Annotated in this window: 16 protein-coding genes and 1 pseudogene; 10 read left to right on the top strand and 7 right to left on the bottom strand. The window is 58.6% G+C overall.

What is annotated here, in order from left to right; all coding sequences use genetic code 11:
- Nucleotides 1–188: 188 nt before the first annotated feature.
- Nucleotides 189–725 (top strand): annotated as a pseudogene (locus ACA065_RS12265) (methyl-accepting chemotaxis protein); the annotation flags it as partial.
- 40 nt (nt 726–765) lie between these two features.
- Here ACA065_RS12265 and ACA065_RS12260 read toward each other — a convergent pair.
- Complete coding sequence (locus ACA065_RS12260; RefSeq protein ID WP_497694735.1) at nt 766–2,148, bottom strand: APC family permease; 1,383 nt, start codon at nt 2,146–2,148, stop codon at nt 766–768.
- A gap of 139 nt (nt 2,149–2,287) precedes the next feature.
- Between ACA065_RS12260 and ACA065_RS12255 the strand changes: the two genes are divergently transcribed.
- The 4 genes from ACA065_RS12255 (at nt 2,288) to ACA065_RS12240 (ending at nt 7,907) form a co-directional block, all read left to right on the top strand.
- Entirely contained in the window at nt 2,288–3,046 is a 759-nt protein-coding gene (locus tag ACA065_RS12255) for a helix-turn-helix transcriptional regulator (RefSeq protein ID WP_497694734.1), read from the top strand.
- 80 nt (nt 3,047–3,126) lie between these two features.
- Complete coding sequence (locus tag ACA065_RS12250; protein ID WP_497694733.1) at nt 3,127–4,014, top strand: proline iminopeptidase-family hydrolase; 888 nt, start codon at nt 3,127–3,129, stop codon at nt 4,012–4,014.
- Between the two features lie 146 nt (nt 4,015–4,160).
- Nucleotides 4,161–6,569, top strand: coding sequence for a glucose/quinate/shikimate family membrane-bound PQQ-dependent dehydrogenase (locus tag ACA065_RS12245; RefSeq protein ID WP_497694732.1), 2,409 nt, complete (start codon nt 4,161–4,163; stop codon nt 6,567–6,569).
- A 72-nt stretch (nt 6,570–6,641) separates the two neighbouring features.
- A complete protein-coding gene (locus ACA065_RS12240; protein WP_497694731.1) occupies nt 6,642–7,907 on the top strand; it encodes a carbohydrate porin in 1,266 nt (421 codons plus the stop codon).
- 42 nt (nt 7,908–7,949) lie between these two features.
- On the opposite strand, the gene ACA065_RS12235 is transcribed toward ACA065_RS12240, so the two are convergent.
- Together ACA065_RS12235 and ACA065_RS12230 are read right to left on the bottom strand one after the other, a co-directional pair.
- Complete coding sequence (locus ACA065_RS12235; protein ID WP_497694730.1) at nt 7,950–8,546, bottom strand: imm11 family protein; 597 nt, start codon at nt 8,544–8,546, stop codon at nt 7,950–7,952.
- Nucleotides 8,547–8,805: 259 nt separating this feature from the next.
- Nucleotides 8,806–11,442: a hypothetical protein gene (locus tag ACA065_RS12230; protein WP_497694729.1), complete on the bottom strand. Its 2,637-nt coding sequence runs from the start codon at nt 11,440–11,442 to the stop codon at nt 8,806–8,808.
- A 647-nt stretch (nt 11,443–12,089) separates the two neighbouring features.
- Here ACA065_RS12230 and ACA065_RS12225 point away from each other — a divergent pair.
- On the top strand, nt 12,090–12,386 hold the full coding sequence (locus tag ACA065_RS12225; RefSeq protein WP_497694728.1) for a DUF6124 family protein: 297 nt from the start codon (nt 12,090–12,092) through the stop codon (nt 12,384–12,386).
- 116 nt (nt 12,387–12,502) lie between these two features.
- On the opposite strand, the gene ACA065_RS12220 is transcribed toward ACA065_RS12225, so the two are convergent.
- On the bottom strand, nt 12,503–14,002 hold the full coding sequence (locus tag ACA065_RS12220; RefSeq protein ID WP_497694727.1) for a CoA-acylating methylmalonate-semialdehyde dehydrogenase: 1,500 nt from the start codon (nt 14,000–14,002) through the stop codon (nt 12,503–12,505).
- 109 nt (nt 14,003–14,111) lie between these two features.
- Here ACA065_RS12220 and ACA065_RS12215 point away from each other — a divergent pair, with 109 nt between their 5' ends.
- Nucleotides 14,112–15,050: a LysR family transcriptional regulator gene (locus tag ACA065_RS12215; RefSeq protein WP_497694726.1), complete on the top strand. Its 939-nt coding sequence runs from the start codon at nt 14,112–14,114 to the stop codon at nt 15,048–15,050.
- 385 nt (nt 15,051–15,435) lie between these two features.
- Here ACA065_RS12215 and ACA065_RS12210 read toward each other — a convergent pair whose 3' ends face one another.
- Nucleotides 15,436–15,609 carry a hypothetical protein gene (locus tag ACA065_RS12210; protein ID WP_497694725.1) on the bottom strand — a complete coding sequence of 58 codons (174 nt, stop codon included), beginning with the start codon at nt 15,607–15,609 and terminating at the stop codon, nt 15,436–15,438.
- Nucleotides 15,610–15,630: 21 nt separating this feature from the next.
- A complete protein-coding gene (locus tag ACA065_RS12205) occupies nt 15,631–15,789 on the bottom strand; it encodes a hypothetical protein (protein ID WP_497694724.1) in 159 nt (52 codons plus the stop codon).
- Nucleotides 15,790–16,021: 232 nt separating this feature from the next.
- On the opposite strand from ACA065_RS12205, the gene ACA065_RS12200 reads away from it, so the two are divergent.
- Entirely contained in the window at nt 16,022–16,585 is a 564-nt protein-coding gene (locus ACA065_RS12200; RefSeq protein WP_497694723.1) for a hypothetical protein, read from the top strand.
- 18 nt (nt 16,586–16,603) lie between these two features.
- On the opposite strand, the gene ACA065_RS12195 is transcribed toward ACA065_RS12200, so the two are convergent.
- A complete protein-coding gene (locus tag ACA065_RS12195) occupies nt 16,604–16,801 on the bottom strand; it encodes a hypothetical protein (protein WP_497694722.1) in 198 nt (65 codons plus the stop codon).
- A gap of 695 nt (nt 16,802–17,496) precedes the next feature.
- On the opposite strand from ACA065_RS12195, the gene ACA065_RS12190 reads away from it, so the two are divergent.
- Nucleotides 17,497–17,619, top strand: coding sequence for a hypothetical protein (locus tag ACA065_RS12190; protein WP_497694721.1), 123 nt, complete (start codon nt 17,497–17,499; stop codon nt 17,617–17,619).
- A gap of 268 nt (nt 17,620–17,887) precedes the next feature.
- Complete coding sequence (locus ACA065_RS12185; protein ID WP_497694720.1) at nt 17,888–18,544, top strand: hypothetical protein; 657 nt, start codon at nt 17,888–17,890, stop codon at nt 18,542–18,544.
- The last annotated feature ends 54 nt before the right edge of the window (nt 18,545–18,598 follow it).

Genomic DNA, 18,598 nt, shown 5'->3' with positions numbered 1-18,598 from the left:
TGAGCACCGCGTTCAATGAAATGGTCGCCACCGCCAATGAAGTTGCGCGCTCGTGCAGCGCTGCCGCGTCGAGTGCCGACGAAGGTTACCGCGACGTGCACGACGGCCAGCAGCACATCGGCGAAGCCACCGGCAGCGTGCTCAAGCTGAGCGAAGACCTGCAGCGCTCGACTCAGACCATGCAGTTGCTGGAGCAGGACAGCAAGAACATCAACACTATTCTCGACACCATCCGCTCAATCGCCGAACAGACCAACCTGCTGGCGCTCAACGCAGCTATCGAGGCCGCACGCGCCGGCGACCAGGGCCGTGGCTTTGCGGTGGTCGCCGACGAGGTGCGCGCCCTGGCCCGGCGCACCGCCGACTCCACCGGCGAGATCGACAGCCTGTTGGGCAACCTCGCCCGCCGCACCCAGGAAGTCACCCAGCAAATGCAGGGCAGTCTGCTGGTGTCGCACACCAGCGTGGAACGCATCCAGCAGGCCCGCGACAGCTTCGACAAGATCCGTGGCTCGGTGGACTCGATTCGCGACCAGAACACCCAGATCGCCACGGCCGCCGAAGAGCAGCACCAGGTGGCCGAAGAGATCAACCGGCACATCGCGCAGATCCATGCCGATGCGCAGTTGGTGGAAGGCTTTGCCCACTCGGCGCAAACCGGGTCGGGCCGCTTGACGGATATTTCCGGTCAGCTCAAGGGGTTGGTGGGGCGTTTCAAGTTTTAGCTCGCCAACGCGGCGGTGAGCCACTCACCGCCTCCCCGGCTTAGCCCAATTGCGCGTCCACCTTCAGCTCGGTGGAGCGCCCGCTGGCCTTGAAGTAGATCAGCACCACCACGCCCAGCGCCAACCAGCAGGTGCCGCCGACCTTGGCGTAGATATCCGAATTAACCAACACATAACTGATGATTACAAAACCGATCAGCGGCACCAGCCCATGCACCACCCGCCGACCGGCGCCGCGGTAGTGCCACACCACGGCCACATGAAGCAGCAGGAAAGCGCTCAGCGCACCAAAGTTGCACATCGATGCCAACAGGTCGATCTGCCCGACAAACAACAGCCCCAGCACCAGGCTCAAGCCCGCCACCAGCAACGTGGCGCGTTGCGGTACGCCGGTGACCGGGTGCACCTGGCTGAGGAACTGCGGCAGTTGACGGTCGCGGGCCATGGCGAACAGCAGGCGTGAGGTCGCCGCCTGGGCCACCAGCGAGTTGGCAATCGCAGCGCCAATGGCCACGGCCAGGGCAATCACGATTTGCAGCCACGGGCCAGCTACCAGCCGGCCGATTTCATAGAACGCATTGTTCGACGCATCGGGGTTCGGGTACTGGATCAGGTTAGGCTGCAGCAACGCCGCCAGCCAGGTTTGCAGCATGAACAGCGCCGCGACCAACGCCAGCGCCCACAGGGTCGCGCGGCCAACGGCGCGGCTGCCACCACGGGTTTCTTCGGACAGGGTGGAGATCGCATCAAAGCCCAGGAACGACAACACCGCCACCGACAATGCGCTGAAGATCAGCGGCATGGAGAATTCAGCCGGGTTGTACAGCGGCTTCATCGTCCAGCTCGCACCGTTGACGCCGTTGCTGATCGCGATACTGGCCAGCACCACAAACACCACCAGCACCACCAGTTGCCCGTAGAGGAACCAGCGGTTGGCGCGGGCAGTGGTCTGGATGCCACGCCAGTTGACCAAGGTATTGAGCACCACGAAAAACACGATCCACAGCGGCTGGGGAATGCCGGGAATCACGTTGGCCATGGCGTTGGCGCCGATCACGTAGAGCAAGGTCGGCACCAGCAAATAGTCGAGCAGAATTGCCCAGCCCGCAAGGAACCCCAGCTGGCTGTTCAAGCCGCGCCCGACGTAGGCATACACCGAACCTGCCACCGGGAACGCATGGGACATCTGTTGGTAGCTGATGGCCGTGAACAGCATGGCGACGAAGCCGATCAGGTAGGTCAGCGGCACCATGCCGTGGCTGGCGTCAAACACGCCGCCGAAGATCGAGAACGGTGCGAGTGGCACCATGAAGACCATGCCGTAGATCAACAGGTCACCCAGGCTGAGCTGGCGCTTGAGTTGCTGGGTATAGCCGAAACGCGCGAGCTGCGCGCTGTCGCCGGGTGTGGAAGTGTCGGTCATGTGGGCGCTCCGAACGGGTTGGACTGAAGCTTCACTCTAAGGCCACGGCGGTTCGGGCTGTATCCTGAAAAGTACTAGGTTTTCGGCCTTGGCAGAGTGTTTGCTTGGGCAAATGCGCATCCCACTGCCCGGAGGCGCCATGCACACCGACCTGATGACATTCAGCGAGCAGCTCGCCCACCTGACCCGCCTGGACGCGTGCCTGGCACATGTGCAGGCGGCGACCAACCCGCTGGGGTTCAAGACGCTGATCTACGACTACGCGCCGGTGCCGGTGAGCCATGAAGGCGCGCTGATCACGCCGTCGGTGTTCATGGCGCTGAATGCGCCGGTAGATATGCACGAGCTGTGGTGCGCGGGCGGTTACTACCAGATCGACCCGGTGCAGCAATGCGCAGCGCGCAGGACGACGCCGTTTGTGTGGTCGTTCAGCACCGATACCCACTGGAACGGCACATTGACCGACGCGCATCGCCCGGTGGCCCACTACATCCGCGACTACGGCCTGAGCACCGGCCTGACCGTGCCGCTGCACTTGCCGGACGGCGGCTTTGCCACGCTCACTGCCATCGTCGATGGCAGCCCGGCCAATGCCGAGCAACTGGCCCAGCAGCACCTTGGCGACATGCTGGTGCTGGCCCATACCTTTCAGGCCCGCGCCAGCGAGTTGCTGGCGCCGACGGAGCGGTGCTGCAGCCATGTTCACCTCACCCGCCGCGAGCGCGAGTGCCTGCAGCATTCAGCCAAGGGTCTGTCGGCCAAGGGCATTGCCGCTACCCTCAACCGCTCCGAAGCCACGGTCAACCTGCACCTGATTGCCGCCGCAAGAAAGTTGGGTGCACGCAATCGCGTCGAAGCCGTGGCGCGTGGCTTGCACTACCGACTGGTGGAAGTCTGAGAACCTAGCATTTTTACCAGTGCACCTGGCGCGCGGTTTTGATTAGCCTGTAACGCATTGATCCCAATGAGGTACAGAGCATGCAGGTACGCGAAGGTTATGCCGATTTCCGTGGCTATCGGACGTGGTTCCGGGTCACCGGCGACTTGAATTCAGGGCGCCTGCCCTTGATCGTTGCCCACGGCGGCCCGGGCTGCACCCATGATTACGTCGACAGTTTCAAAGACCTGGCCACCACCGGCCGCGCGGTGGTGCACTACGACCAAGTCGGTAATGGCCGCTCGACGCATCTGCCTGGCGCCTCCACCGATTTCTGGACCGTGGCGTTGTTCCTGGCGGAATTGAACAACCTGATTGAGCATCTGGAAATCAGCGACTACGCGCTGCTGGGCCAGTCCTGGGGCGGCATGCTCGGCGCCGAACATGCGGTGCGTCAACCGGTCGGCTTGAAGGCGCTGATTATTGCCAACTCGCCAGCGTCGATGGATTTGTGGCGCGCGGCGGCCAATGAACTGCGCCAGGCGTTGCCGCCCGAGGTGCAGGCGACGTTGCTGCACCATGAGGCTGCGGGCACCACCGACAGCGCCGAATACCACGCAGCCGCAGAAGTGTTTTACGCGCGGCATGTGTGCCGTATCCAGCCGGAGCCTGCCGACGTTGCGCGCACCAATGCCGCCATCAAGGACGACCCCACCGTCTACCACGCGATGAATGGCCCCACCGAATTCCATGTGATCGGCAGCATGCGCAACTGGACGATCATTGATCGGCTACCGCGCATCCAGGTGCCGACGCTGCTGATTTCCGGTCGCTTCGATGAAGCCACACCGGCCACCGTGCAACCGTTTGCCGATGGCATCAGCGACGTGCGCTGGCAGATTTTCGAGCAGTCCAGCCATATGCCGCACGTTGAGGAACGTGAAGCGTGCATGGCGTGTGTAGACGGGTTTCTCACCTCGCTGGCGTGAGACCCAGCCCTCTGTGGCGAGCAGGCTTGCTCGCCACACCATCATCCCCAAGTCTGTAAAAGACTATTACCAAGCAGAATGTACTAACCAGTTACTTATCTTGCTAAAATCGCGTCTTTGCCCACTCACATTCGAGTCCTGTCGACATGAAACGAGCATCGCGCGCCGCTGGCGCCTCTAGATTCCTCCTCCTGGGCCTGGGCATCGTCATTGCCCTGCTCGGCGTGGCCCTGGCCGTTGGCGGCGCCAAACTGGTCAGCCTGGGCGGTTCCTGGTACTTCCTGACGGGTGGCGTGGCCATGGCCGTTTCCGGCCTGCTGATTGCCCGGCGCAAACCGGCTGGTGCGTGGTGGTTCGCCGCCTTTCTGGTCGGCACGGCGGTGTGGGCGGTGGCGGACGTCGGGCTGGTGTACTGGCCGCTGTTCTCGCGGCTGTTCATGTTTGCGGTGATCGGCGTGGTGGTGGCGCTGGTGTATCCGCTGCTGGCCGGCAAACCCGCACGCGGTGCGTATGGCATTGCTGGCGTATTGGCGCTGGGGGTGGCCGTCGCTGCGGGCAATATGTTCGTCGCCCACCCAAGCGTGGCGCCGACCGGCAAAGGCCCTGGCATCACGCCGGTGGCTGCGGCCGACGCGCAGAAAGACTGGGCGCACTACGGCAATACCGAAGGCGGCAGCCGTTTTGCGGCGCTGGACCAGATCAACCGCGACACCGTCAATAAACTCAAAGTAGCGTGGACCTACCACACCGGCGACGTGGCCATCAGCGACGGCAACGGTGCCGAAGACCAACTTACGCCCCTGCAAATTGGCAACAAGGTGTATATCTGCACCCCGCACAACAACCTGATCGCGCTGGATGCTGACACCGGCAAAGAACTGTGGAAGAACGACGTCAACGCCAAGTCGGCGGTATGGCAGCGCTGCCGTGGCATGGCGTATTTCGACGCCACCGCGCCCCTCGCCCAGCCGACCCAGCCGAACAGCTCGCCGATCATGGCCGCCAGCGTGCCTGCCGGTGCCCAATGCCAACGCCGTCTGCTGACCAACACCATTGATGCGCGCCTGATCGCGGTGGATGCCGACACCGGCAAATTCTGCGAAGACTTCGGCAACCACGGCCAGGTGGATTTGAAAGCCGGCCTGGGCAATGTGCCGGACAGCTACTACCAATTGTCTTCGGCGCCGTTAATGGCCGGCACCACCGTGGTGGTGGGCGGGCGCGTGGCGGATAACGTGCAAACCGACATGCCAGGCGGCGTGATCCGTGGTTTCGACGTCATCAGCGGGCAAATGCGCTGGGCCTTCGACCCAGGCAACCCGCAAGACAAACAAGCCCCTGCAGCCGGCAGCACCTATGTGCGCAGCACGCCGAACAGCTGGGCGCCGATGTCTTACGACCCGCTGATGAACACGGTTTTCCTGCCGATGGGCAGCTCATCCACCGACATCTACGGCGTGGAACGCACCCAACTCAACCACAAATACGGCGCCTCGGTGCTGGCCCTGGACGCCTCCACCGGCGCGCAAAAGTGGGTGTACCAAACCGTCCACAATGACCTGTGGGACTTCGACCTGCCGATGCAGCCGAGCCTCATCGACTTCACCCCACCGGGCAGCGACACGGCTGTGCCTGCCGTGGTGATCGGCACCAAGGCCGGGCAAATCTATGTGCTCGACCGCGCCACCGGCAAGCCGCTGACCGACGTCAAGGAAGTGCCGGTCAAGGCCGCGAACATCCCTGACGAACCTTACTCGCTGACCCAGCCAAAATCGCTCGGTATGCCGCAGATCGGCGCGCAAACCTTGCGCGAATCGGACATGTGGGGCGCCACGCCGTACGACCAGTTGCTGTGCCGCATCGACTTCAAAGGCATGCGCTACGAAGGCCTGTACACCGCGCCGGGCACCGACAAATCGCTGAGTTTCCCGGGGTCATTGGGCGGCATGAACTGGGGCAGCATTTCCACCGACCCAGTGCATGGCTTTATCTTCGTCAACGACATGCGCCTGGGCCTGTGGATCCAGATGGTGCCATCGCAGAACAAGGCCCAGGCTTCGTCCGGTGGTGAAGCGCTGAACACCGGCATGGGCGCCGTGCCGCTCAAGGGCACGCCGTATGCGGTGAACAAAAACCGCTTCCTGTCCGTGGCCGGCATTCCGTGCCAGGCGCCGCCATTCGGCACCCTGACCGCCATCGACATGAAGACCCAGCAGATCGCCTGGCAAGTGCCGGTCGGCACCGTGGAAGACACCGGCCCCTTGGGCATCCGCATGCACCTGCCGATCAAGGTTGGCCTGCCGACGCTGGGCGGCACGCTGTCCACTCAGGGCGGCCTGATCTTTATTGCGGGCACCCAGGACTTCTACCTGCGCGCCTTCAACAGCGGCAACGGTGATGAAGTCTGGAAGGCCCGCCTGCCCGTGGGCAGCCAAGGCGGCCCGATGACCTACGTGTCGCCGAAAACCGGCAAACAGTACATCGTCATCACCGCTGGCGGCGCGCGACAGTCCACCGACCGTGGCGACTTCGTGATCGCCTACGCCCTGCCATAACCACCCTCTGTTCGCGCGGTGCCCACCGGCAGCGCGCGCGCCTTTATACACATGCAGTTTGGAAAATCCCGCATGACCCCCACTTCTCACATGCCCCTTGGCCGCCTCGTGCTGGGCCTGGCTTTGGCTGCCGCCCTGCCCGTTCAAGCCGACGACACCACCCTGACCGGCGACTGGGGCGGCCTGCGCCGTGAACTCGACGAGCAAGGCCTCCGCTTCACCGGCGACTACAGCGGCGAGACCGCCTACAACGCTAACGGCGGCCAACACCGCTCGGCGCGCTACTCGCAAAACATCAAGCTGGGCGTGCAGTTCGACCTGGGCAAGCTCTACGGCTTCAACAATGGCGACCGCATCCAGCTGACCATCAACGACCGGCGCGGCAATAGTGCCTCCGAAGACTTGGTGGGCAACCGCTTGCCCATCCAGGAAAACTACGGCGGCCTCTACACGCGCCTCACCGAGTTGAGCTACGAACGCACGCTGTTCACCCCGGCGCTGAACCTCAAGCTGGGCTACATGGCGATGGGCAATGACCTCGGCGGTCTCGACAGCGGCATCCTGTGCAACTTCATGAACGCCGGTTTCTGCGGGCACCCGCTGAACATGTCCGGTGGCAGCGGCTGGGCCAACTACCCGAACGCGCACCTCGGCGCGCGGGTGAAATACGACTTTTCGCCAGCGTGGCAACTGCGCGTGGCGGCGTTCAATGTCGACCCGTCGAGCAATGGCAACACCAGCCGCGCGTGGCACTTGGGGCCCAAACACACCACCGGCACCGTGGTGCCCATCGAGCTGGTTTACAAGCACGCGGGCACGCTGCCGGGCGAGTACAAGCTGGGGTATTACTACGACAGCTCAGACGTAAAACGCATCGGCAGCAACAAGGAGGTCAGCGGTCGCGGCGGCCACTACCTGCTGATCGACCAGGCGGTGTGGGCGTCCAGCTCGTCTGCGGGGCGCGTGTTGCATGCCTTCGGCCAATACTCGGCCGCCAGTGAGGCCGCCTCGCCATTCAGCAAGTGGTACGGCGCGGGCGTGGTGCTGTACAAGCCGTTCGAAGGTCGCCCGCGCGACACACTGGCCCTGGGTTATGGCCGTGCGGTGCCGAACCCGCGCAGTCGTGAGGTGCAGGAGTTGGCGGCATTTAACGCTGGGGCGGACTACCCCAACCTGAACAATGCCGAGCAACTGATCGAGCTCAGTTATGGCTACCAGGCCACGCCGTGGCTGACGTTGCGCCCGGATGTGCAATACATCATCGAGCCGGGGGCGTTTTCCGGTGTGGATATCGATAATGCATTGGTATTGGGCTTACAAGTGAAAGCCATTTTCTGACGAGATGATGGCCTGGGCGCGAGCGACACCGGCTTGTCGCGCCTAGGTCACCGTGGTTGTATCACCATTCACCGAATCAAACGCCATCCCGACTACCCCTGCTCTCTCGAAGCGACGTTTGACTTCTTCACTGACGATGATTGCGCCCAAATAGTGTTTGAGCCTGAAAATATCTCGGCAACCGACTTTTACCGGGTCAATAACGAGCCTAGTAAAGCCGCGATAATCCCCCGCCAGGTCCGGCCTCACCGGATCATCTACGGTATACCGCTGATATTCCGATCGTTGTTCATCAACGCATTCAACCTGCGTCTCGATGATCATCACGAAATAGTCCTGTTCAACGTGCGTGTCCGCGATGTGCACCGGCTCAAGTACGAGGTGCTGATAAGGCTCATCCACCTCCGGCAAGCCCACTAATGCATCACGCGCTCTTCTGCTCAATACCGGGACACTGCCATAACCCGCCAGGGCGTAATCAACCTCAGCCCCTTCGAACCTGACGTCGAGGGTGTAACTGCCAGGCTCCATGTAATTGACCGGCGGATCTCTGAAGTGCCAGTTGTCAACGTGCCGTATAGCGCCAAGCACCCACTTGCCCGGTACGGCGTGATCCGGTCGGAGTAAGTAATACCGCATGTCCTTCATCCTTTTTATTTGCACCCGCTGACGTTATGAAGTAACTGAGTGCTGATGCTACTGCGCCGAACACTGAATATAAAATGATAGATCGTTCCCCACGTTCCACGTGGGACTGCAGCCCGTGACGCTCTGCGTCACATGCGCGCAAGGTCCGAACTCCGCGCTGGCTGGCGGGACGCGGAGCGCCCCATGAGGCATTCCCACGCAGAGCGTGGGAACGATCGAATAACCCAGGTATAAAATACTACGCAGGGGATTAGTAAATGATCTCGCCATTAAAAATATTATAAATATGATCGGGCGTTTTGGAAGGTGACGATATATAGACAAACAGTTTGTCGTCGAACTCTTTCACCGCCATTATCTTCATCACTTCCCTAGGCCCGATTGCCACATGATCCTTCATTAAGTCGGCTGACAGGTTCTTTTTTGGCACTAACTCATCAAACACATAGACCACCTGTTTTTTCGCATTATTTCGACCCCCTGCCACACGTTTCGCCCAGTCCTCCCATCCAATTGAGTTATGCACGGTCGTCGAGGCTGACTGCACACCGGGATCTTGAAAAACCTTGCCAACGCCCTCTTTAATTCTTTTTGCGCCTTCCGGCGTGACGAAGGCTGAACGATAGGCTTTACCTTCATAAGCAACAAGCTGATTAAACTCATCAAGAAATGCCTCAAGCTCTGGCGTGCTTCTACCGGCTCGCAGCGGCACGTTAACAAAATCAGAATCTGCGTGAGTATAGGTTTCAATATGCTCAAAATAATCGGCATTACTTTTATCAGAGAGCTCGGTCAACGTCGCCGCAAACGCTTGCGTTTCTAGTTCAGTGGGAGGGGTGGCTGCATGCTTGTATTTTTCAATAACAACCTCCAGCGCCTCGCGTGCCTGCCTGTATCGTCGTGAAAAAACTTCCGCGACCGTCCCCCCGCCCCTTTTGCCCTCTAGTCTCCATACGTTCGCCTCATCAGGCGCAGCAATTTTGCCGCTGCTTCCCAACTTTTGTGGGTCACGTGCGTCTGGTATACGCAACAGGTAATGCACCCCGTCCCCCGCATCAGGATGATAAGCGGCATAGTATGTTCGGCCCCTGAACTTAATCTCTCGCATTCCGGGAAAAGACAAAGGCGCGTCTAGCGCGGGCGTTATTTCAGGCCCGGCCGTGACTGACGCGGGAACTTCATCCGCCGTGACTGGAGACTGGGGTGTTCGCACCAATTCCAATTCGCTCGTCGACGAATCAAATCGCCAACTGTAATGTTCGGTGTCAAGGGCCTTAACCCTGATGAGCTGCTCACCCACCCCATACTCTGCGCCAATGGGCGCAAGCTCGTGCGCCAGTTGCAGGGCCGAAATCACCGCTGCGGCAGTGCCACCAACCCGATCGTTGGCCGTCATGCCGTAGAGGGAATCATGCACGCCAAAGACAATATTACCGAGGGTGCCAGGGAGGGGTAAATAACCGAACGTATTCCCCCAAAATTCTTTCGCCGCCTTCCATTCTTGTTGCGAGGAACCAAATACCTCTGCCCGGTCTGACGCGATCGCGTTGTTGGCGTTCACCTCTTCATAGTGGCCGGCAATACTGGAATAAAGGCCACCGAACTTCAGCGTATAATCACTGTCGCGCGACTGAGTATAATTAAAGGTCTCCCACACCGGCACCGCTTTATCACTTAATAAACCGGAACGCCCTGGAAAAGTGGCATGATTACCCGCAATAAAATCATCAAGCACATCGCCCGCCTTCGGCCAATGGGCATCTTTGCCGCCTTGCTTGTCATCCGCATTGAAACTACGGAGCACAGGGTCACGGTTTTGTTTAGCCCAGCTAGCAAAATCACCGTCGCCCTTTATTTCATTGACCGTGCCGTTCTTCAGGTCAATCATCAAACCCGTATTGGGTCTATTGTCGACATTACCGTCAAAGGGGTGGTAAGGAATAAAAGCATAGCCCGCCAGTGGATAACCATAAATATTGGGCACAATGACTTGTCCATTTCGCTGCACGGTGCGATTGACCGCCTCTTTAGCATCATGGCTTAACCGATCAAAACTATTCTTGTCATTCGCCAGGCTTTGCAAGGTTCCGCGCACAACATAGGCGTCCGCCTTGCCCGAGCGCGTTGCCAGTAGACGCCAAGCATTCGACAGGGGCCCCGATATCTCGCGCTCCCAATGATGCTGAAGTTTCTCGCCAGCCGATTCCAGATCGCTGACCTTGCTGCGATCTTTTTGCTCGATATGCATCGACTGGAAGTTGATCGGGCCGCCGCGCTCCACTTTATCGTGCGCAAGAGCACCGGCGGCAATCTCCCATGCAAAGTAAGTGCGTGGGTGACTGCTGGTCAGCTTATCCGGGTTTCCACGCCCTACGTAGGTGTTGAACGTTACGGTGATTTTTTCATGTGGGTCGTACCCCGCAGCCAATAACCCGGCGCTAAAATAACCCGCGGGTTCCAGGAACTGACGAGCCTGCTGGAATCTGATATTGCGTTCGCCTTCATTACCGCTTTCTACGCTTCTGACCAACGCCACTACTCGCTCCGCATAGTCATCTATGCGCGGCAACCGCTGTTGCAGCGTATCGGTCGCAGAGAGCGGACAAACGGTGGCAGTTCCATAAATGACCGTATTGCAAAGAACCTCGTTTGAAACAGACTTGGCTAAAATAGCCGACGTGGCCTGGCGCCAGTCAGAGGCGTTGTGTCGAACAACAAGAAACCCTCCTGCCTCACTCGAATACAATGGATCGCCGGGCTGTACTTCGTCGGGTTGCTGTATGGAAGGCTGATCTGAGACGTTGTTTCGAACGGTGGCAGATGTTCCCGCCATCTCCGAATATACTTGACCGTCGGGCTGCTGTAAGGAGGGTGGAATGATAGCCACTGCAGGTTTGCCTTTTCAGAAAGTTGGAATTACCCACCTGCCAGTTAAAATACGACCGGGGTTTAAACACCGACAGCGTCTTATTCACATTGCATTTTATGGGGCGTTTTATGCGGGTGTATTTTTCACACACGGATCACACGATCCTGCTCACATCAACAGCCGAGTAAGTCGTACCCACAGGTGTTTAGGTTCCTTCCATAAGAAGGCCGTATGTTGCACAGTGTTTTTGCAGGTAGAGGGTAGAAGTGGTCAAGACAGAAGGTTAAGAGCCGTTCTAACGCTCGTCTTCAGACGGGTCTTTTGCAGCGCGTGAGAATGATCGGTTAGTGGCCTTTGGTCATGGTTTGTAAAAGGCCAGCAAGGCGTGTCGCTTTTAATTGCAGGACGTTTCCTAGACAATCCCTGCCGCCTTGTGCCTGTTGGAAGGGGTGGCTAGTCTTCGCTGCGTCGCTGGATTTCAGCGATCGGGTTTAGCAGCCTGACTTCAATAGGCACACGGTTCACTTCTGCTTTTATGGTGGCTGTGCGTGGGGCACCTTCGGGTGCGCTGGTTTTCCTATTGACCGGTCTGCTAACCCGCGTACAGCTGCCACCCTCGTTTAGCAGCGTTGGCGGTAGCTTCCTTGCTCAATAGGAGTTACACCATGAACAAAGTCGTCCCCGACCCACCCCTCAGTTCTGCCAAAGCCCGCGCCGCGTTCAACCGCGCCATCGACCATTACCTGCCCACCCAAGGTGTGCCAATCGAAGACTTGAGCTTCGAAGATGCCCTGCTCTACACCGCCAGTTTGCTCGACAGTGCTTCGGCCACGACGCTCAATTGCAGTGAACTGCTGCCAAGCCCCGAGCGGGCGAAGATTCTGGCGGTGTGGCATTTGCTGGAAATGGCCAGGACCACGGTGGATCGCTCAATCGAATGCCTGAAACCTGATACACGGTAAAAAATGTGGGAGCGGGCTTGCTCGCGAATGCAGGGTGTCAGTCGCCAAATGTGCTGACTGATACGCCGCATTCGCGAGCAAGCCCGCTCCCACAGTTGATCTACGGTGTTATTGGCCTACTTGGACACCGGCATCGCAAACTCCGCGCCCTGCTCAATGCTCTCTGACCAGCGCTGCATGATCGACTTCTGCTTGGTGTAGAAGCGCACGCCCTCAGTGCCGTAGGCGTGCATGTCACCAAACAAGCTTTTCTTCCAGCCACCAAACCCGTGCCAGGCCATCGGCACCGGGATCGGTACGTTGATGCCAACCATGCCCACTTCGATACGCCGCGCAAACTCGCGGGCGATGTTGCCGTCTCGGGTGAAGCAGCTCACGCCATTGCCGAATTCGTGGTCGTTGACCAGCTTGATCGCCTCGCCGAAGTCATTCACGCGCACGCAGGCCAGCACCGGGCCGAAGATTTCTTCGCGGTAGATGCTCATGTCTTGGGTCACGTGGTCGAACAAGGTTGCACCGAGCCAAAAGCCATTTTCCAGGCCGGGTTCGGTGGGCACGTAGTCACGCCCGTCGAGCAGCAATTGCGCACCGGCTTGCACGCCTTGTTCGATGTAGCCGCTGATGCGCTCCCGTGCGGCGCGCGACACAATCGGGCCCATCTCGGCCTTTAAATCGCGGCCGTCGGTGATGCGCAGTTGCTTGGCGCGCCCGGTCAAAGCGGCGATAACCTTGTCGCCCACATCGCCCACCAGCACGGCCACCGAGATGGCCATGCAGCGCTCGCCAGCACTGCCGTAGGCGGCGCCCATCAGCGCGTCGACGGTTTTTTCGATGTCTGCATCGGGCATCACCACCATGTGATTCTTAGCACCACCCAAGCCTTGCACGCGCTTGCCGTTACGCGCGCCGGTTTCGTAGATGTAGTGCGCAATCGGCGTGGAGCCGACAAAACTCACGGCCTTGACGTCCGGGTGTTCGATCAGTGCATCCACCGCTTCCTTGTCGCCCTGCACCACATTGAACACGCCTTTGGGCAAGCCGGCTTCATGCAGCAGTTCGGCCATGAACAGCGACGCGCTCGGGTCGGTCGGGCTTGGCTTGAGGATGAAGGTGTTGCCCGCCGCAATGGCGATAGGGTACATCCACATCGGCACCATCACCGGGAAGTTGAACGGCGTGACGCCGGCCACCACGCCCAACGGTTGGCGCATCGTCCAGTTGTCCATGCCGCGGGAAACCTGATCGGAATGCTCGCCCTTGAGCAGATTGGGAATGCCGCAGGCGAATTCGAGAATATCGATACCCCGGTCGACTTCGCCCTGGGCGTCGGTGAACACCTTGCCTTGTTCAGCGACGATGATGCGCGCCAAGTCGTCTTTGCGTTCGCGCAGCAGGTGCAGGTATTCGAACAAGACACGGGCGCGGCGGATCGGCGGCGTGTCGGCCCAGCTTGCGAAAGCAGCGTGGGCGGCGGCGACGGCTTCACTCACGGTCTGGCGGCTGGCCAGCGCAACGCGGCCGGTTACTTCACCAGTGGCCGGGTTGTAGACGTCCTGATAGCGATCATCGCGGCTCACGCGCTGGTCGTTGATGTAGTGCTCAATCGTGGTGGTCATGGCAGATAATCCCAGGTCGGTAGCGTTGGAACACACGATAGACTTCCGATTTGTTCCAAACTAGAGCAGAATCCAGAACTTATTGTCCTTATAGGCGAACAATAGAAGCATGGAAAAGGCTGAGATCGAGGGGCTGTGGACCCATATTCATTGGCTGTCGGTGCTTGAGGAGCAAGGCACCTACACCGCTGCCGCTGCGCGCCTGGGGGTAAGCAAGTCCGCGGTCAGCCAGCGCATCTCGGACCTCGAAAAAGCCACCGGCACGCGGTTGGTCACCCGCACCACACGCAGCGTACGGCTGACCGATGCAGGGCTGTCTTTAACCCGTGAAGTGCGCAGCGCCTATGAACACATCGCCCGCAGTTTCTCGTCGGTGCGCGACTCTGCCGGGGAAATTCGCGGGCTGGTGCGCCTCACCGCGCCAGTGGCGTTTGCCCGTCAGCAGTTGGTGCCGCACCTGTCGGAATTTTTGCAGCTGTACCCGCAGGTGCGCATCCAACTGGATGTGTCGGATGCTTTGAGTTCGTTGGCCGCCGAGGGTTACGATCTGGCGGTGCGGCACGGCTTTCAGGTGCCGGAAACCCATGTGGCGTGGAAGCTGTGCGACACCACCTCAGTGTTGGTCGCCTCACAGGACTATTTGCAACGTCACGGCGAGCCGCGCGAACCCGGCGACCTCACCTCGCACAACTGCCTGTACTACCCACGGGGCACCGACCAGCCGGCGTGGACCTTCGAACGCGGCGGCAAAAAGGTGCAACGGGTCACCGTGCCCATCGCCGGCAGCTTTTCGACCAACAACAGTGAGGCGCTGCGCGACTCGGCGCTCAACCACTTGGGCATCGCCCTGCTCCCGGACTTCAGCGCGCATGCCGCGCTGGCCAGTGGCAAGTTGGTGCAGGTGCTCAAGGGCTGGACGCTCAAAGGCGCGTTTGCCGATGAGATTTACCTGATACGGCCGTACTCGCCCCATGTGCCCAAGTCGGTGAGTGCGTTGGTGGGGTTCCTGAAGGAAAAGCTGTCGGGTGGCTTTCGTTTCGTTGGGTGAGCTCCACCGGGCCCGCAACGGCGACTTCACGCGTGAGAAAGTCGATCAACGTACGCGCCTTTCACTGCAACTTATGTCAGCGCCACGCCGTTATTAACCGGAGCCATTCTCGACAATCCAAACCAACTGGAACGTGAGCTGAGAGCATCGATGCAAAAAACCGAAACCGCCGTGTGCATTTCACGCGGTTTTCACAGTCGAGCGCCTAGTCTGGATTCAGCTCCTAAGCGAACACCTTTAAGCCCGCGCCCCCATCGTGGGCTTTTCTTTGCCTGCGATTTGGATCGCGACAGTCTCGAGCCTGACGCGATAAAAATGTTTTAATGCGGCCGCTATCAATCACCGCGACAACAGCGCTAAATGCCTGCCTGCACTGAAAGGGATTTCATGAAAAAGCGACTTCCTGGTCTTTGAAAACCCCTCCCTGTTTACCCGTCAAGGCGACGCAATAAAGGGCGAGCGAATCATCGTCAATAAAAATGACGAGGGCGTTCTCCCACTCACCACCACGCAAACCTTTACCGGGCGCTTTGACGGCGACAAGCTCGACAGGGCGCACAGCAGCACCGCCCTGCAACACTTACGTCGAGCGGCTTTCGTTACTATTTTGTTGTTTTTTAACGCCTTTCCCGGTCTTTCGCTCGTATTGATGGTGAACAAACCACACCACCAAAAGCAGGCCTGCCAAGCCAAAAACGAACAGCAGCAGCTCTATTGCGGGACCTTCGTGTGAAAACATTTTTCGTTCCTCGTCCTGAAGTCGCACGACCCAGAAAAGGCCGCACCCGAAATTGTTCGTAACAATTCAAACATTTTCAGGTTAGCGATCAAAACGGCTCATGGCAACCCTAAATAGCGGTGAAACCATTGATCTAGACGGGTTGCCTATCGAACAACAGCATCGCGAGCGTCTTCGCAAGCGTGGAAAATGCTTTAATGCCCGCCCGATCACAACAAATGGAATTGGCCTGATGAACAGATATCTCCTGTATTCGCTGTTGGCACTGGTCGCCGGATGTAGCACGGGGCCCTATCTGCATCCCGAATCTTCAATAGGCCAGAACGCCCTGCTTGACCGCACGTGCCCCGGCCCCAAAGCTGCGATGAGCGTTGAGCCGTTATCTGAAGCGCTCAATTGGGTTCACGTGCTGGTGTATGTCGCGCCACCGGACAGCTACAGCGGGTACGGCAAACCGCGCTCCGTTGAGACCGAGCTTCGTGTGTTCGGCCGTCTCTACAGACCGCGCCAGCTCGATCAACACGTAGCGCTGTGGGTCAGTGCCACGTCACCACTGGTCACCGTGCAATTGGCGTCGGGACACACCTATCAGGTCAGTGTCGAGTTGCTGAAGACCGGCTTTGACCCAAAGGAGATATCCAGTTCCGACCTCAAGGGCACGCCCTTGGGCAAAGGCGATATGGACGACTTCACCCTGACCTTTCCGGATATTTTCGTGAACGGCGAAAAACTACCCATGGCGCCCATTCACTTCAAGAAACGTGAAGAGCGCTATGCACCGGTGTTCAATTGCTGAGTTGATCCCCCACAACTTTTAATTGTCGGGATGCTCACTGGCGACCGAATCGGCAGCGTCCACATCCGACATGTCCTCTTCAAGCGGCGCATCGTCCTCCGGCGGCAATGGAACCGCTTCGTCATCACGCCGAGGATCATGGCCGGTTTCATTGTCCGTGCCGCGCGTGACGGCCTGCTGGGATAGATTGCCTGGGGCTTTCTCGTTGATGTCCATGCTGGCTCTCCACTCTGGCACGCGGAAAACCCGCGCTTAAACTTGAGAGGCGGCACCGCTTGCAAAGTGCAGAGCGTTAGACGAATGGCTCCCAAAGAAGGCGTTTCAAGCACGCCCGACGAACAGTAAAAAAAATTGGAGCATCGGCTCATCAGGTGCGAACAGCAGGTTTCCCTGCCCCACTCGCGCTGAGCATTGGCGCCCTGTATAAAGGCAGCATTTTTGACATTGCCGACAGGGAGACAGCCAAATGGCATTTCTGACAGACACTCAACTCAAGGAAATGGGCTTCAAGAAGCTGGGCAAGCAGGTAAAGATCAGCGACAAAGCCTCCCTCTACAACTGCGATCAACGTTCAATCGGCGACAACAGCCGCATTGATGTTTTTTGCGTGATCCGGTACGGGAAAAGTAACCCTTGGCCGGAACGTGCACATCGCTATTTTCAGCAACGTGGCCGGCGGCGAGTCAGGTGTGACCATGTAGGACTTTTCCGGCCTGGCCTACGGCTGCCAAGTGTTCACTCAGTCAGATGACTACTCAGGTAAAACACTGACCAACCCAACCGTCCCCAGCGCCTACAAGACCGAAACCAAAAGCCCTGTCCATATCGGTCGGCACGTGATCATAGGCACCCACTCAATCGTGCTTCCGGGTGTAAACCTGGCAGAGGGATGTTCTGTAGGAGCTATGACCATGGTGACCAAATCCACCGAGGCCCGGGGGATATACTTCGGCATTCCGGCCAAGCGCTTAAAGAACAGAAGCCGTGACCTTCTTGATCTTGAAGCTGAGTACCTTGCTTCGAAAAACGATTAATCCATAGCGAATTTACCGAGCCCGTCAGCGTGCTACAGCCCTGGCGTTGGCTTGGCGCATTCACCTCACCCCGACATTATTGGCGTACACGCTTGGGCCCTGCCTGAAAGCTTCGTGGCGCCAATAGAATAAAAACCCCACCAGCTAGTTCCTTTCAATATAAATACCTGTGAGAACTGACAGTTACCCCCTGCTAAAAGCGGCGTATGTTCAAAACGCAACCGCAGCCCTAAATGAATAGGGGCACACACAGCATAGGGAGATGAACATGGCTCACAATCCAATGGGTACGGACCCGGTCGATTCCGAAAACGACCCGATCTTTAACGCAACCACTCAAAAACGCAACGTGGTCGACCCACGCACCGGTCTATTTGAGACCTATTTCCGAACGAGCTCGATAATCGCCAACAACGGCAATGGGCCGGTGATTGATATGAGCCTCAACTACACGCCAGTCGTCAACAATAAAGCGGCATTGGGAGACGGTATTTTTTACGCGATGACCCACTATGATCGAACCCGTCAAAAGTTGACGCTGCACTCGGGTGAAGTGCTGGAAGTATCTCCATATGTAGGGCTAAAACATCCAGCTGTTATTGTAACTTGGTTGGATCGCATCGAAAGACTGACGGTGCTCAGCAAGGGAGGCAGAAAAGAAACGCTCGCACGGATGGAAGGCACAGATTTTTATTTGCCGGAATATTTGACCACCGATGGTTATAACAGTGTGAATTTCACCTGGATAAAAAGAGAACAAAAAATAAATGGCAAGTCTTATTTTCAGGTTCTGTTGGCCAGCATCCAAGAGCAGCCCGGCCGCACCCTGCTCAAAGTCGAATATACCCCCGCCCCCCAGACACAACACCGGCAGTTGAGCGCGTCAAGTTTATCTTCTGGCCTGATGATGCAGCACAAACTCTGACTTATACCCTGGATATCAAGGATTACGCCCTGCAGTCCGTGAGCCTGGGAAATG

This window comes from Pseudomonas sp. LBUM1640, assembly GCF_059716225.1.
The sequence above is the reverse complement of the archived record's forward strand: the minus strand, read 5'-3'. Positions and strand labels throughout refer to the sequence as shown.